This is a genomic window from Vagococcus sp. WN80Y (assembly GCF_059621045.1).
Genome location: NZ_JCAQHY010000133.1, coordinates 1 through 14,806 on the forward strand (window position 1 = coordinate 1; position 14,806 = coordinate 14,806).

A 14,806-nucleotide genomic window follows, 5' to 3' on the forward strand; every position below is an offset into this window, starting at 1 on the left:
GTGAACTCGTAATTTGATAAGAAATACAAGACATTTTGAAGCTTAACATCGCCACCGGCTGATGGTCGCCAATCGAAGTGAACCACTTCTCCACCATTATCTGTGATCGATTCGGTAAAGCTTTGTAAGCCAATATTGATTACTTTTGGTTTATAGGCTAACAAATCTGTTACTTTTTCTGAGGCTATTGGTAGAGTTTCTGATGAGCTTGCTACCTTTTCTGTTACTTCTTTTTCAGCGAAGCTTAATGTATGCCCTGTTGCAGCTAATGCCGTCCGAATCATTTGGACATTGTTCTGGCAGACGATCACGCCAGCATCTTCTAGAATTTCTACTTGAGAATCATATCCTTGCTTGTCAGCGTCTGTTCCAACAATCACACCAACAATCACCACTTGACGATTTTGTTCTGCTAATTTCGCTTGAACATCACGAATCGGATCAGCTAGTGCAGCAGCCATATTTTCATGCGCGCCATAACCTAAAACCACATCTAGCATAACAACGCCAACTTCTGGTTGATCTAGCACTTTATTAAGCTCCGTCACACGAACTTCTGGATCAATCATTGGGTGCGGACGGCCATTTGTATAAATGTCATCTCCTAAATCCATGATTTCATGAGGACCATTCTGCATGATAAACCCTTCTGCATGACCACTATCCGTCAATTCTAACGCATCTTGTAAGAGAAAAGCCGCTTCATATGCTAAAGTTCCGCCTGAATAAAGTCCTTTTATTCCAGTCGCCGTTGCTTTAGTTACTTCCTTAGCCTCAGCCGGAGCGTAAACAACCTCTTCATGGTTGCAAAGCTTAGTTGCTAATTGAGCCGCCTCTTCTAAGGTGTAAGCATGGTATAAATTTTCTTCGTGACTTGTTGGTTTTGAACCTAAAAATAACGTAACAACTGGCTTTGTCACTTGACGTAGCACATCTAAAACTTTTGTTTCAATCTCTTTTGCTGGTGGTTTAGAAATCACAACAATCACGTCTGTATCGGCAGAATCATTTAAAGCGATAATGCTGTCAATCATCGATACTGCACCAACCTCAGTGGATAAATCACGCCCACCTGTTCCAATTGCATTGGTTACGCCCTGACCATAGCGATGAATGAGTGTTGTGACTTCTTGAATCCCAGTCCCAGAAGCGCCAACAACACCGATAGCGCCTTTGCGGACATTGTTTGTAAAAGCCAATGGTAGACTATGAATAATCCCCGTACCACAATCAGGTCCCATTACTAACAAGCCTTTGTCATGGGCTTTTTTCTTTAAGCGCGCTTCATCTTCAATTGCCACATTATCACTAAAAACAAAGGCATGTAACCCTTTATCTATGGCTTTTTCAATTTCCAACGCAGCATAAGCTCCTGGAATAGATATCAAGGCTACATTAGCATCTGGCATAGCCTTAAGCGCTTTATCCCAAGTATTAATCTTTTCCTTCACTTCCCCGTCGCTTTCCTTTTGGCCTGTTAGCTCCTTCTCAATCAATTCAAGAATTTCTTGAGTGTCATCCTCTGCCTTAACTTCAAGCATCACTAGCATATCATTAGAAGTAGCTTCAGACATTTCAGGAGTATCAAATCCTCCCGAAACTAAAATATCCTTATTTGCTGGCGTTCCCATCATAATCGATACACGCTCAACACTCGGTAACTGGTTCAATTTACTTGTTAGTAACATTAAAACAACTGAATCTTGATAACTATTTTTCATAATAATTGTTTGTAACATTCCACACTCTCCTGACATTTTTAATCTATGGATTCGTTTTAACTCTTATTTTTCAGCAAATGGATCTGAATGATCGTATTTATCATAATGAATCGTATCACTAATCAAATAATCATAAATCTCTTTTACAATTGGAATTCCTTTTTCATCACTTTCGACTTGAATTTTCTCAGCCAACTCACCAGGGTATAGTACTTGTTCAAAGCCTTTAGATGGTTTATTTTCATGTAATTCTGCAATCATCGTTGACAAATTCTCTTTAAATTGATTCAAATCCGTGAAGTAAGCGGGATTAATGACAATATGTAAATGCCCTAAATTCCGGCCTTCTGATAAGTTGGAATACATCGAGCTAACATGCTTACCGAATGGCAATCCCAACAAACTACCTGATAAAATATCAACCATCATCATCAATCCATATCCTTTAGGACCGGCGATTGGCAAAAGCCCCTGAACCTTATGAGGATCTGTGGTTGCTTGTCCATCTGCATCAACAGCCCAAGTATTTGGAATCTCTACATGCTTACTACGAGCATCTAAAATTTTCCCCCAAGCCTGAACCGTTGTCGCCATGTCAAAAATAATCGGTCGATCACCCTTTGTTGGGGCACTAAAGGCAATTGGATTTGTTCCAAAATAGGGTTCAGTTCCACCGAATGGAACGGCCATTGGGTCTGATTGACAAACGGTTAAACAAATTAAGTCAGCTTGAGCGGCAATATCCGCGTAATATGATAGCATACCGCTATGTCCCATTTTAGAAATACCGACGATACCGACCCCTGTCTCCTGAGCCATCTCAATTGCATGAAATAGCCCTTCTTTCGTAGCAACATGCCCTGAGCCATTGTCACCGTGAAAAATCCCTGTGCTTGTCCCCGTTTTTTCAAAATGGAAAGCTGGTTCTAACGTTAAGCCACCTTTGGCAATCCGTTCTGCATAATACTCAACCCGAACCGCTCCATGTGAGTGAATACCGCGAGCATCGGCATAGCGAAGATGTCTACCAACCTCCTCAGCATGCTCTACCTTTAATCCTGCTGCTTGTAATTTATTACTAACTAATGATTCTAGTTCTGTCGCTGTTAGATAAACTAATTCCTCCGACATGATAATCCTCCTAATATGAAGCTAAATAAATGATAAGGCCATTACGCCTAATAACAATTTTGCTCCCCTTTTTTGTTACAAAGGAGGAGCAAAACGAGAGTGGTATGATACCTCATTCTATAAGTTTGAAATTATGACTCGTAACAGCAGAAACATTAACGTCTCATTTTTATTGATTATAATTCAACGTCTCGATTACAGTCTTTTGAGTACAAGTAACTCAACGGTGCATTCCGGCCAACTGAATAACAAGCTTGTAAATTATAGGCACCCATGAAGATATAATCCCCTTTTTTTACTGGCATCCAGTGATTATCAAGGTTATACATTCCTTCGCCACTCAATAAAATAGCGCCATGCTCTTGGTAGTGAGTTTCAATATAGCCATGAGATGCTCCTGTTTCAAAAGTTAAAATATGAAAATTCATATCGAAATTTAATTCAGATGGCAATAAATTTTTCAGATTAACGTCGGTCATCCCTTCATAATCTTCGCCCTCAATCTGATTCGTATTGCCTGATACTACATAAGGCTCATAGCCTGCAGCTGGTTGATACTTTGTTTTATATAAAAAGGTTTCTGCCGCTTCAGATGACATATTGACAAACGTTAATTGCTTAGTTGGTGGACAATAAACGTAGCCCCCCGCTGTCAACTCAAATTGTTCATCGCCAGCAGAAACCGTCAGCTCACCATTCATGACATAGATAAAGGTTTCAATCCCATCACCACCAAAGCCCTGTTCATTCTTTCCATCTGGTAAAACCGTACATAAGTAATCAACAAATGATGCACCTAGTTTTGGGGTTGCTAAAATAGTCATTTCACAATTTTCAAAGCCCGGCAACACATTTTTAACTAAACCTTGTGGCGGAATAAGTGCAAAATTCCCTCGTTCTATTCTTGCACGTGATGCTAATAAATCCGTTGGATAACCCAACTCGTTTGTTCTGTAACCCATTTCTTACGCCTCTTTCATATATAATTTAAACTGTTGCTTTTTTCTTATTCGTCACTACAAATAGAAGTGTCGCCACAACTAAGATGATAGCTGAAATGTAAAAGCCCATAATTTTTGAGCCAGTATTATCTGATATTAACCCCGTCAAAGCAGGAGCAATGACAGATGAACTCATCCCAAAGAAGTTAAATACGCCAAATGTTGTACCGTAACTTTCTTTAGAAGCACTGTCAGCAATGTATGAAATGATAATTGGTTCAACAGCTAATTTCCCTAACAAACCGTATAGGATAAGTGCCACTAATAAAATACCTGAAGATGGTGCAAGAACCGTCAATAATAACATTAATGCTGCAGCAATTTCTAATGCAAAGATAAAGCTAATCTTTTTATCACGATTTTTATCTGATAAGCGACTAAAGAACAAGGCCCCTGGAATCGCAGCGAAGGCTACTAACGCAGATGAAAAACCAATTGCTAAGCCTTGGAAACCACGTTCTTCTTGCAAGAATGAAGGCAACCATGTTACTACCATATAATACCCATAACACGTTCCAAAATATAACAAATACGCGGTAATCATTTTTAAACTAAATAGATTCTTCATACTAGCCTTACCTTGTGGCTGAACTTCTTTTGCCTCTTCAGTTACAGCAACTTTTGAAACAGATGCTACTTGACCAGGTTTGATAACTACTGCAAAAACCACGACCATTGCAATAATCGCAACCACACAAATGTACATCATTGTTTGCCAAGGCATACCAAATTGCTTAACGATTAAGCTTGAGCCGATCAACCCAAAGCCCATACCTACAGCAGAACCACTGTTGATAATCGCAGTTGAAAGACCACGCCGCTCTGCCGGAATGCTTTCAGAAGAAAGTGAGTAAGCCGCTCCGTAGTAAGACCCACAACCAATACCCGCTAAAACACTCCCAATATAAATTGAGGTAATTGATGTTGCAGTTGAAATAAAGAAGGCTGCTACTGCAAATAATAAGAAACCAGGTATTAAGACGGTCTTTTTACCTAACTTATCAACTAAAATCCCCGCTGGAATTTGCATACCTGTATAGCCAAAGAAATAACAACTCGAAATCAATCCCATTTGAGCATTTGAATACTCACCTATTGTTGCTTTTATTTCTGGAAAAAGTGGCGTCAATGCTGAACGGTATATCCAAATCGTCACCCATCCTAAACACAACATAACAATCACTTTTTGCCAATACTGTAACCCTTTTTGGGTAGTGTTAACATTCTCCATCTATTTCTCCCTCGCTCTCTAATCTTCGTAAGCTAACTTGTATAATGAGGCAATTAATGCTTTAACACCTTCAACTAAATCTTCTGTTTTAGTTGCTTCAGCCGGATTATGACTAATCCCTCCAATACTTGGCACAAACAACATAGCTGTTGGCACATTTACAGCAAAAATTTGCGAATCATGCCCTGCACCACTATGCATGACTTGGAAGTTCAATTTTGCTTCCGAACAAGCTGCTTCTAACACGTCGACAATCTCTTTAGACATAGGTGTTGGCGCTTCATCCATCCAATTATCAATCTCAATTTCAAGCCCAAGTTCGTCGGCAATTCGTTTCATGTCAGCTTCGATTTCTGCTGTAAAACTAGCCAATTCAGTTGCATCAGTATGTCGGCAATCCATCGTAAAAATCGTATGACCTGGTACAACATTGACCGTATTTGGTTGTACTTCTACATGACCAAAAGTAAGAACTAATGGATCTCCAACCTTGCGAGCCTTATCGATAGATTGATTAATCATCTTGCTCATCCCATAAACTGTATCTTTACGGTAACTCATCGGCGTTGTTCCAGCATGATTCGATTCACCGTTTAACGTAATGTTATAGCGCTTTTGCCCCACAATACTTGTTACAACACCAACTTGCTTACCAGTTTTTTCCAAAACTGATCCTTGTTCGATGTGAATCTCAACAAACGCTTTAATGTCTTTCCTAAGTACATCGTCATCTGCTCTGAAACCAAAGCCTGCCTCATTCATCGCATCGACAAACTTAACTCCATTCGCATCAGTAGCTTCAATCACATCATCTTTATTGGCGATTCCCCAGATATTCTTACTTCCCCAGAAAGCATAAGGGAAACGACTGCCTTCTTCCTCAGCCATTGAAATAACTTCTAAGCTTCGCAAAGGCTGACCATATGTTTCAGTCAAATACTTAACCGCTAAGTAAGAGGCTAAAATCCCAAATTGGCCGTCTAAAGCTCCACCGTTAACAACAGTATCGACATGTGAGCCGGTCATGATTGTTTCCATCGGATATTTACTGCCCTCAACTCGGCCAAACAAGTTGCCAACTGCGTCAAAAGTAGCCGTCAACCCAATACTTTCAAATTTTTCTTTTAGACCTTTTTGAGCAATTTGCCAATTCTTATCATATAATAAGCGCGTTGTTCCACCAGTAGGGTCTGCTCCAATACCTGATAACCATGCCACATGCTCTTCGACTACTGTGCTTAAATCGTTCATTTGGTTCACTCCTTCTTGATAGTCCACGTGTTTTACTTCTATTTTATCAACCTGTAAAAAGTCACCGATATAATTCCATTTGTTAAGCAAAATAATTGAAAGAAGTTAATTAGTCCTCTCAGCTACTCTTGCTGAAAGCTAAGCCCTCTCTAAGTATTATAGGTTTTAAATAGAAATAAAGACACGTTAATTTGATTTACAACTAAAGTGTAAGCCTTTTACAGAAAGTAAGCATTAGTTAATTACACTAAAAAATAACTCTCTCTTTAGCCATTATGACTAAACCGATTTTCACATATAAATACCGCTAAACTCCCACTGTTCCTTAATCTGTAAAAAGTTTGTGCAACATTTTGAACATTATTTTACAAACTTTTTGTTATTTTGGTCATTTTGAACAATTCTCATTTTTTCTTTGTCACTTTCACTTATATCCCCTTGAAAACGTTTCATGCTATTATTTTAATCTAGCGATCAGGAATTCTTTTCCTTAGATACAGCCTGATATATAATAACACATATACATCCCGTAAAATAATCAAAACGGCCCCCCCTTTAGTTATTTAATAGGAATTATAAAGATAAATCGAGAGGATGTTTTGCATGAAGTTTTGGAAAGGATTGGGTACCACCAATCAAATCATGGTTATGTTAGTCGCCGGATTAATAGTCGGTCTTTCTGTTGGTGAGTCGATCGCCCCCATAAAAATAATTGGAGACATATTCTTACGTCTTATTCAAATGTCAGTTGTCTTGTTAGTTATGGGAGCCGTCATTGAAGCCGTTGGGAGTTTGTCACCTAAGGACCTAGGGAAATTAGGCTTAAAAAGCTTGGCATGGTTCATGCTCTCCACAGTCATAGCTTCCGCAGTTGGCATCATTTTTTCCTTATTAATTAATCCTGGTAAAGGTCTCTCTCTTGGGAAACAAACGAGTGATGTCATTACCGCACCAAATACACGCATCGATGAAATGATTATTGATTTTTTCCCAACCAACATCATCAAATCGATGGCTGACGCTAACATGATTCAAGTCATTGTTTTCGCTGTTCTTTTCGGTGTTGCTCTCAGCTTTATTCAAAAAGAACAAGGCCAATCTAAACTACTCGGACCTTTAAAAGAATTCAATAAAGTCATCATTCAAATGGTAACCTTTGTCATGTCTCTTGCTCCATTTGGCGTCTTTTCACTAATTGCTTGGGTAGCTGGCACAGTTGGCTTCAAGGTTATTTTCCCCCTTGGAAAATTTCTACTAACTCTTGGTCTCGCAACTGCTGTTTTTCTAATAATATGGTTCATCTTTGTTGGAATTTACGTCAAAGTTTCCCCAATGCTCATTTTTACTCGTATGAAACGAATCTTACTTGTTGCATTTACAACAACTAGTTCAGCAATTGCCTTACCAATTGAAATGGAAGATGCTGAAAGCCAGCTTGGTATCTCAAAAAAAATCACCAAGCTCGTTCTTCCTCTTGGCCTTGCTTTAAATAGTAATGGTCTAGCAACATTCTTAGCCGTAGCATGTATCACCTTAAGCCAAGTTTATGGACTTACAACTAACTTATCAGCAATTATCAGCATCGTTGTCTTATCAACTCTGGCAACTTTGGGAACCGTTGTCGTACCTGGTGGTGGGTTGGTCGCTTTGGCAATTGTCGTACCTAGTATGGGAATTCCCGTTGAAGGGATTGCACTTCTGGCGGGAATTGATTGGTTTTCAGGAATGTTTAGAACCGTCTCAAATGTCGCCGGTGACACAACCGTTGCCTTGCTTGTTGCTAAGGATGAAAACGAAATTGATCGAACAATTTTATCTTAACTATTCTGTGAGTATCGCTAGGAAAATCTGGCGATACTCACTTTTTACTTTCAGATCGATAGTCATTTGTTATACTAATAGTAATCAACACTTAAGGAGGCATTACGTATTAAACTAAAGCAATTACGCTATATGATTGAAGTTGTTCACGCTGGATCATTTAACAAAGCTGCGAAACAACTTTATATCTCTCAATCAACCCTGTCTACTGCTATTAAGGAACTAGAGAAGGAAATCGGTATCGAACTGTTTATTCGCACAAGTACCGGTATTTCTTTAACAATTGATGGTATTGAATTTCTTAGCTACGCTCGGCAAATTGTTGAACAGAGCGAATTACTAGAACAACGATACATGAACAAAAAACCAGCAAAATCACTTTTTTCAATTTCTACTCAGCATTATGCTTTTGCAGTTAACGCTTTTGTTGACTTAATCAAAAATGTTGGTGGAGATGAATACGAATTCACATTACGTGAAACAAAAACCCATGAAATTATTGACGATGTTAAAAATCAGAGAAGTGAGATTGGAATTTTATATAAGAATGATTTTAATCAGAAAATAATTGATAGATTGTTAAAGGACAATCAGCTACTCTTTCTCGCTTAGTTTGATGCCACTCCTCATATTTTTATTAATGGCGACAATCCTCTTGCCAAGCAACCAGTTGTCACCTTAAATGATCTTGAAGAATATCCCTACCTCTCATTCGATCAAGGTGTCTACAATTCTTTTTACTATTCTGATGAAATACTAAACACCCTTAGTCATTCGAAAACTATTCGCGTAAGTGATCGAGCTACACTATTTAACCTTTTAATCGGCTTAAATGGCTACACAATCTAGACAGAAATTTTGAGTACTGACTTAAATGGCACAACCATCGTCTCGATTCCACTAAAAGTTGATGAGCTAATTCAAGTTGGTTGGATTGCCAATTCTAAAGTACAATTATCTAAATTAGAAGAGCTTTAAGTTGCCCAATTGGAAGAAAGTGTAGCGGATACACTCATTACTAAAAACATGTTGCTAGTAAGACTCACCTTATTCCAGATATTTTTACCTTTATGTAATCGATCAGGATGCCTCTTCTCATATAGCATTTTTATTAGTTATACTCAAAATTAAGCGCATCAAATCAACATTTAGAAAAATGGATTTGATGCGTTACTATGTCAACCTTCATAAAAAAACTTAACTATTTTTTACTCATCATCTGTTCACATAGACTAAGTCTGAACAGTAACTTAGTCTGCTTCGTAAAAGTAAGAATTACTTTAAATTTTTGAAGCTTGATCTCTTACCTTTAATGTATTCTCAAGCAGTCCGACATACCTTTCTCCTAGTTCAGATAAACGTCCCTCTCGTTTTTGAATCCAGACAATTTGATGCTGTTGAATACTATCAATAGGGATAGAAACAAGAACATCTCTAGTAATCGGACTACTCATTATGCCAGAGCCAGTTAAATAACTAGTAGATCCAATTAGAATATTAATCGCACTGGTGCGATCACTTACAATCACTTTTTTCGAATGGTTTTGCAGTTCAAGAGGCTCTTCTGAGAATTGAGTTCCTGTATCTTCCGCTTGCTCAAATGTAATAGCCGGAAACTCACTTAGTTGCTGATAAGTCACTAGCCTCTGAGTCGCCAAGGGATGTTTTTTCCCCACATACACATGCGGTTGAAAGTCTAATAAGCTAGTAGGCACCAGATTTTCCCGTTCAAATAACCGATAAAGAACCTCAGAATTAAATTCGCTGATATAAACAATGCCCATTTCACTAATATTATTAGCCACATCTTCAATTACCTTTTTTGTATCTGTTTCTAAAAAACAATACGAAAAGCTGTCACTTGTTGATTGCTCTATTAATTTTGCAAAGGCTTCTGATGCAAAATCATAATGTTGACTAGAAACCGAAAAACGTTTTTTTCTAGTTTTACGATTCACATAAGTCTCCTCAATTATAGTTAATTGAGCCAAAACTTGACGGCCATATTCAATAAATTCTGCGCCTTCCTCTGTCGGCTTCATACCACGCTTTGAGCGCGAAAAAATAACTAAATCAATCTCCTCTTCCAGTTCTTTAATAGCAGTGGAAATAGTGGACGGAGCCACTGCTGCTTCATTTATTGTGCCATATCTAACGATTGAATCCATATATTTAAGTTGTTGAATGTTCATAGACTTCGCCCTTTCTAAAAAATCACTGTCAAACAGTTTGCTGGATTAAGACTTTATTATACATGATTTTCACCTAAAGTTGGAGTAACAGAAAAAACAACCATGTCCATAATGGCACATGATTATTTTTTATACACTATTTATGACTTAGCTGTTAAGCTAGCAACCACTGCAGTTGTTTGTTCAAAAGCATGAGCAGCAGCTAGCTCAATATTCTCATCAAACGCTTCAGCCGCCGACTCACCAGCAATATCCGAAATCCCTCGAATATTCAAAACGGGAATCTCATAAAAACTAGCAATTTGAGCGATTGCAGTCCCTTCCATGTCCGAAGCCAATGCAGTCGAAAAAGCCTGCTTAATCTGCCTAACTTGTTCTATATTACTCATAAACGAATCAGCAGTCACTACCAAGCCATGAATAACCTGATAATTAGCTGATAAAAGAACCGCTTCAATCAAAGTCGTCCATTTAGACTCAACAGCATAGCTAGAAGGCATTTGTGGAACTTGCCCTAGCTCATAGGAAAAGCCAGTTGCATCAACATCGCTATAGCGATACTCAGTCCCAACTACAACATCTCCAATTGATAAGTCAATTGAAAATGCACCTGCTGAACCAGTATTAATGATGATATCTGGAGAAAATTGCTCACATAATAGTGATGTCGCACTCGCGGCATTCACTTTGCCAATCCCGGTCTCAACTAATAAAAGTTGAGAGCTATCTGAATGTTTCACCTCTTCAATCTTAGTTTTCCCTCGAGAAAAAAGTGTTTCTACTTGATAATGGATACGAAATGGCGCCAACTCTTCCCACATCGCAGCAGCTATAGCGATTTTCATTGGACGGCCTCCCATAACGGTTTAATCTCCTCTTGAACATCAATTTTGGTTCCACCAAAATTATTCTTTATATAATCTTTAGCCTCTTGGCTGTGGAACAACGCTCCAAGTTTTTGTAGATTTTTATCATTTTGCCGATCCTCTCTGACAGCTAAGACATTAATACTTGATTGAGTATTGTCATCCACTTCCTCTTTAAAAATCGCATCTTCTAAGACATTCAATCCGCCATCAAAAGCAACAGTATTACTGATTAATGCTAAGCCAACATCTTGCAGAATCCGCGGACCAGTCGTGTCATCAATTAATTTAAATTCTAGATTTTTAGGATTCTCGATTATATCAGATGGTGTGCCTGTCCCATTATCAAACGCTTCAGACAACTTAATTAATCCTGAAGCTTCTAATAATCTTAATCCACGAGCCGTATTCGCAGGATTATCTGCAAGAGCCACGACAGTTCCTTCTTTAACTTCAGCAATCGATTTGTAGGTATCCGAGTATATACCCATAGGTTCGATATAGGTTGTTGCAATTGGTACCAACAACTCATTTTGATGCTCTTTATTAAAACTAACTAAATAACCCAAGGATTGAAAGGCATTGACATCCACTTGTTTTTCAACTGTTGCAGTATTTATCAACGGTCCACCATCAATCTCTTTTACCTCAATTTCCAGACCAGCTTTCTCTGCCAATTTAGACTCAGCAATAAATGACCAAATTTCTGCATCACCACCTACTGCTCCAATAATTACTTTACTTTTTTTACTAGATGCTTCTTCTACTTTTTGCTCCTTTGCCGATGTATCGCAAGCAGTTAAACCAATTAAGCCTAAGACTAATATCCCGAAAAGTCTCTTTTTCATACATTTCCCTTCTTTCTAGTGCATGGTCATACCACCAGTCACATTAATCGCCTGCCCTGTCAAATAACTAGCCAATGAACTAGCTAAAAATAATACCACATTTGCAACATCTTCTGGCTGACCCGTTCGGCCTAGCGGAACTTGAGAGCGATCTTCTGCAAGGATTTCAGCTGGTGTCATATCTCGTAGTTGGGCTCCTTCTATCCGCTCTCGCCACTTCATCTCAGTCTCAATAATCCCTGGACAAACGGCATTAACTAAAATACCATCTTGAGCTACTTCAATCGCCAATGTTTTAGTTAATCCCAAAACAGCATGCTTTGATGCGACATATGCCGACATTCCTCGATAACCATTTTTACCAGCCTGAGAAGCAATTAAGATAACTCTTCCAGCTTTTTTAGCTGCTTTCATTTCGGTAACAATATATTTACATAACAGATACGCACCACGAGTATTAATCGCAAAGACTCTATCAAAATCAACTGTTTGACTTTCTGTCAAAAAATCCATAGTAGAAATCCCAGCAGCGTCTATAAAGATATCTGGTATCATTGAAGACTGCTTTAATGTTTCTACTAAAACAACCACAGAACCCTCCACTGAAACATCCACATATATCTCATAACTGCCATCAGAGGCCTGACTCAAGCCCGCTCTATACTGAATATCGGCATCAATAACCTTTGCTCCTTTTGTTATGAATGTTTTTCGAATAGAAGCACCAATTCCCTGAGCACCACCCACAATTAAAACTAATTTATCTTGCAGTTCAGAAAAAGCCATCGCAATCACTCCTAAACAGTGTGACGTTCAAATGGTAGATCGCTAATTCCTTGTTCTAAAATTAACTTTGCCCATTCTTTTGCACCAAACAACGAATGATCCTTATAGTTTCCACAACTCTTGGCATCTGTCCCCTGAACATCCGCCCATTCGATTTCCTCAACAATTTCTGTCAAAGTCTCTTTCAATGCAATTGCAACATCTGTTGCTGAATGCTCTCCCCACACAATTAAATGAAAACCAGTACGGCAGCCAAATGGTGAAACATCAATAATGCCCGTCAATCGATCTCGAAGCGACGCTGCCAAAATATGCTCAAAAGTATGAATCGCACCTGTCGGAATCTCAGCCTTATTCGGTTGTACAAAACGTAAATCATAATTTGTGATAATATCTCCTTTTGGACCTTCCTCAGTCGCAATCACCCGAACATAAGGGGCAATCACCTTGTTGTGATCCAGTGTAAAACTTTCTACCTCTGCCATAATTAATTTCTCCTTTTTCTAATTGATTTAGTGATGCTCGATAATTCGTAACTATCAGTTGCTCCTTTCCGTTTCAACACAAAAAAGCCCCTTTGCACTACGCTCTATGCGTAAATACAAAGGGGCGAATTGATTTCGCGTTACCACCCTTATTCATGTTACTCTCACAAATAACATCTCGACAGTTCCAGTTGAAACTCGGCAAGATAACGGTTGCTACCGACCAAAAGGCGTGAACCTCATGGTTGCTCAGAGCTCATCTTCACTCTTTCTGTTAAGCCCCTTTCTCACCGTACCGGGTTCTCTTTCTTAACCTTCAAAGTTACTCTTCTCATCAAAGCGTCACTATTTAACTATTTTTAAAAAGTATACTACAAAAAAAAGATATGTCAATTTTTATTTATAATTAGTAAAATAAAATAACCATTCGACTACCTATTTAGATCTAAAAAATGATGCGACAAACAGCATCTCTTTCCTTAACATAGGATGTAGATGTAGTGGACGCTATATAGCACGAAAACCATGACAATAATGCGTCAAGCTTATGATACCGTTACAACATAAGCAGAAACACGTCATTTGCCACTGCTACTTTCAACCAAGTCCAATCCCATATAAAACTATTTATTCTGTATACCACTCGCTTTAGCAATTCCTAAAGGCGTTACAAATTGAGGGAAATCTGGTCTGATAACCGATATACCCAAGTAACTGGAAAACGTTGAAGCAAAATCTTCAAAAAAGCTAGCCCCACCAACTACATACAACGGTTCGATTGAATGTTGGTTCAATATCTCTTTAGTAATCTCGGCCATTTTATGAATCACAGGTCTAACAATAATAAAGTTTGTTTTTTCCGCTTTTTTATCACGTTTCAATAATTCCGCCTCTTGAAAACTAATTCGGTAATGCCCTGCTAAAACCAAACTCATGTGAGTCCCACCTGTTGGTTCATCCAATGATAAAATCACTTGATTATTTTCAATTAAGCTAATCCCCGTTGTTCCTCCTCCAACATCAATCACTCCACCATGAGACATTTCGAGCAAACAAGCTGCAGCAACGGGCTCATCAATAACTCGAGTAACTTCTAACCCAGCAGATTCCAAGACATTGGACACAATTTTCTTATCATTGCCAATTGTCCCAGGCGGAATAGCGGTTGCCGCTTTTTTAAGAGGAACTCCAAGAATAGCCTCAGCCTCTTTAGCAAGGCGAGAGACAATCTGAACTGCCTCTAAATAATTAACAACCAAACCATCTCGAATAACCTCAGCAAATTCAAAACTTCCATAAACAGGATTATCCGCTTGATCAAGTACCGCCAATACGATTGATGATGTTCCAAGATCAATTCCAATTTTTAATTCTTCTCCTTTATCAAAAAAACGACATGACTTAGAATTCGCAAGCTCATTAAAGTCTCTCAACAAAGTATTGGCATGATTCAAATTGACCATCGTTCATCTT

The 14,806-nt window shown here is 38.5% G+C and carries 12 protein-coding genes and 1 pseudogene; 2 read left to right on the forward strand and 11 right to left on the reverse strand.

From position 1 onward, the window contains the following. The 5 genes from fdrA to allC all read right to left on the reverse strand — a co-directional run. On the reverse strand, positions 1 to 1,739 hold a 1,739-nt coding region (gene fdrA, locus AC5KOD_RS06980), incomplete at its 3' end, for an acyl-CoA synthetase FdrA (RefSeq protein WP_496913823.1). A 45-nt stretch (positions 1,740 to 1,784) separates the two neighbouring features. Then, the gene (gene allD, locus AC5KOD_RS06985; protein ID WP_496913824.1) at positions 1,785 to 2,852 is read right to left on the reverse strand and encodes an ureidoglycolate dehydrogenase; all 1,068 of its coding nucleotides are present in this window, start codon (positions 2,850 to 2,852) and stop codon (positions 1,785 to 1,787) included. Positions 2,853 to 3,028: 176 nt separating this feature from the next. Beyond that, positions 3,029 to 3,814: a (S)-ureidoglycine aminohydrolase gene (allE, locus tag AC5KOD_RS06990; protein WP_496913825.1), complete on the reverse strand. Its 786-nt coding sequence runs from the start codon at positions 3,812 to 3,814 to the stop codon at positions 3,029 to 3,031. 25 nt (positions 3,815 to 3,839) lie between these two features. Continuing rightward, positions 3,840 to 5,084 carry an MFS transporter gene (locus AC5KOD_RS06995; protein ID WP_496913826.1) on the reverse strand — a complete coding sequence of 415 codons (1,245 nt, stop codon included), beginning with the start codon at positions 5,082 to 5,084 and terminating at the stop codon, positions 3,840 to 3,842. 18 nt (positions 5,085 to 5,102) lie between these two features. After that, positions 5,103 to 6,335, reverse strand: coding sequence for an allantoate deiminase (gene allC, locus AC5KOD_RS07000; RefSeq protein ID WP_496913827.1), 1,233 nt, complete (start codon positions 6,333 to 6,335; stop codon positions 5,103 to 5,105). Positions 6,336 to 6,938: 603 nt separating this feature from the next. On the opposite strand from allC, the gene AC5KOD_RS07005 reads away from it, so the two are divergent. Both AC5KOD_RS07005 and AC5KOD_RS07010 read left to right on the forward strand, forming a co-directional pair. Continuing rightward, complete coding sequence (locus AC5KOD_RS07005; protein ID WP_496913828.1) at positions 6,939 to 8,156, forward strand: dicarboxylate/amino acid:cation symporter; 1,218 nt, start codon at positions 6,939 to 6,941, stop codon at positions 8,154 to 8,156. A gap of 108 nt (positions 8,157 to 8,264) precedes the next feature. Next, positions 8,265 to 9,134 (forward strand): annotated as a pseudogene (locus tag AC5KOD_RS07010) (LysR family transcriptional regulator). A 302-nt stretch (positions 9,135 to 9,436) separates the two neighbouring features. Here the strand turns inward: AC5KOD_RS07010 and AC5KOD_RS07015 are convergent. The 6 genes from AC5KOD_RS07015 to eutJ all read right to left on the reverse strand — a co-directional run bounded on the left by AC5KOD_RS07015 (position 9,437) and on the right by eutJ (position 14,796). Beyond that, entirely contained in the window at positions 9,437 to 10,348 is a 912-nt protein-coding gene (locus AC5KOD_RS07015) for a LysR family transcriptional regulator (protein WP_496913829.1), read from the reverse strand. A gap of 140 nt (positions 10,349 to 10,488) precedes the next feature. Next, positions 10,489 to 11,193, reverse strand: coding sequence for a 5'-methylthioadenosine/adenosylhomocysteine nucleosidase (locus AC5KOD_RS07020; protein WP_496913830.1), 705 nt, complete (start codon positions 11,191 to 11,193; stop codon positions 10,489 to 10,491). Next, the gene (locus AC5KOD_RS07025) at positions 11,190 to 12,062 is read right to left on the reverse strand and encodes a MetQ/NlpA family ABC transporter substrate-binding protein (RefSeq protein ID WP_496913831.1); all 873 of its coding nucleotides are present in this window, start codon (positions 12,060 to 12,062) and stop codon (positions 11,190 to 11,192) included. Before AC5KOD_RS07025 ends, AC5KOD_RS07020 begins: the two co-directional genes overlap by 4 nt. Before the next feature lie 15 nt (positions 12,063 to 12,077). Continuing rightward, complete coding sequence (locus AC5KOD_RS07030) at positions 12,078 to 12,848, reverse strand: SDR family oxidoreductase (protein WP_496913832.1); 771 nt, start codon at positions 12,846 to 12,848, stop codon at positions 12,078 to 12,080. A gap of 11 nt (positions 12,849 to 12,859) precedes the next feature. After that, positions 12,860 to 13,333 (reverse strand): S-ribosylhomocysteine lyase, encoded by a 474-nt coding sequence (locus tag AC5KOD_RS07035; protein ID WP_496913833.1) that lies wholly within the window; start codon positions 13,331 to 13,333, stop codon positions 12,860 to 12,862. 623 nt (positions 13,334 to 13,956) lie between these two features. Beyond that, on the reverse strand, positions 13,957 to 14,796 hold the full coding sequence (gene eutJ / locus AC5KOD_RS07040) for an ethanolamine utilization protein EutJ (RefSeq protein WP_496913834.1): 840 nt from the start codon (positions 14,794 to 14,796) through the stop codon (positions 13,957 to 13,959). Between the last annotated feature and the right edge of the window lie 10 nt (positions 14,797 to 14,806).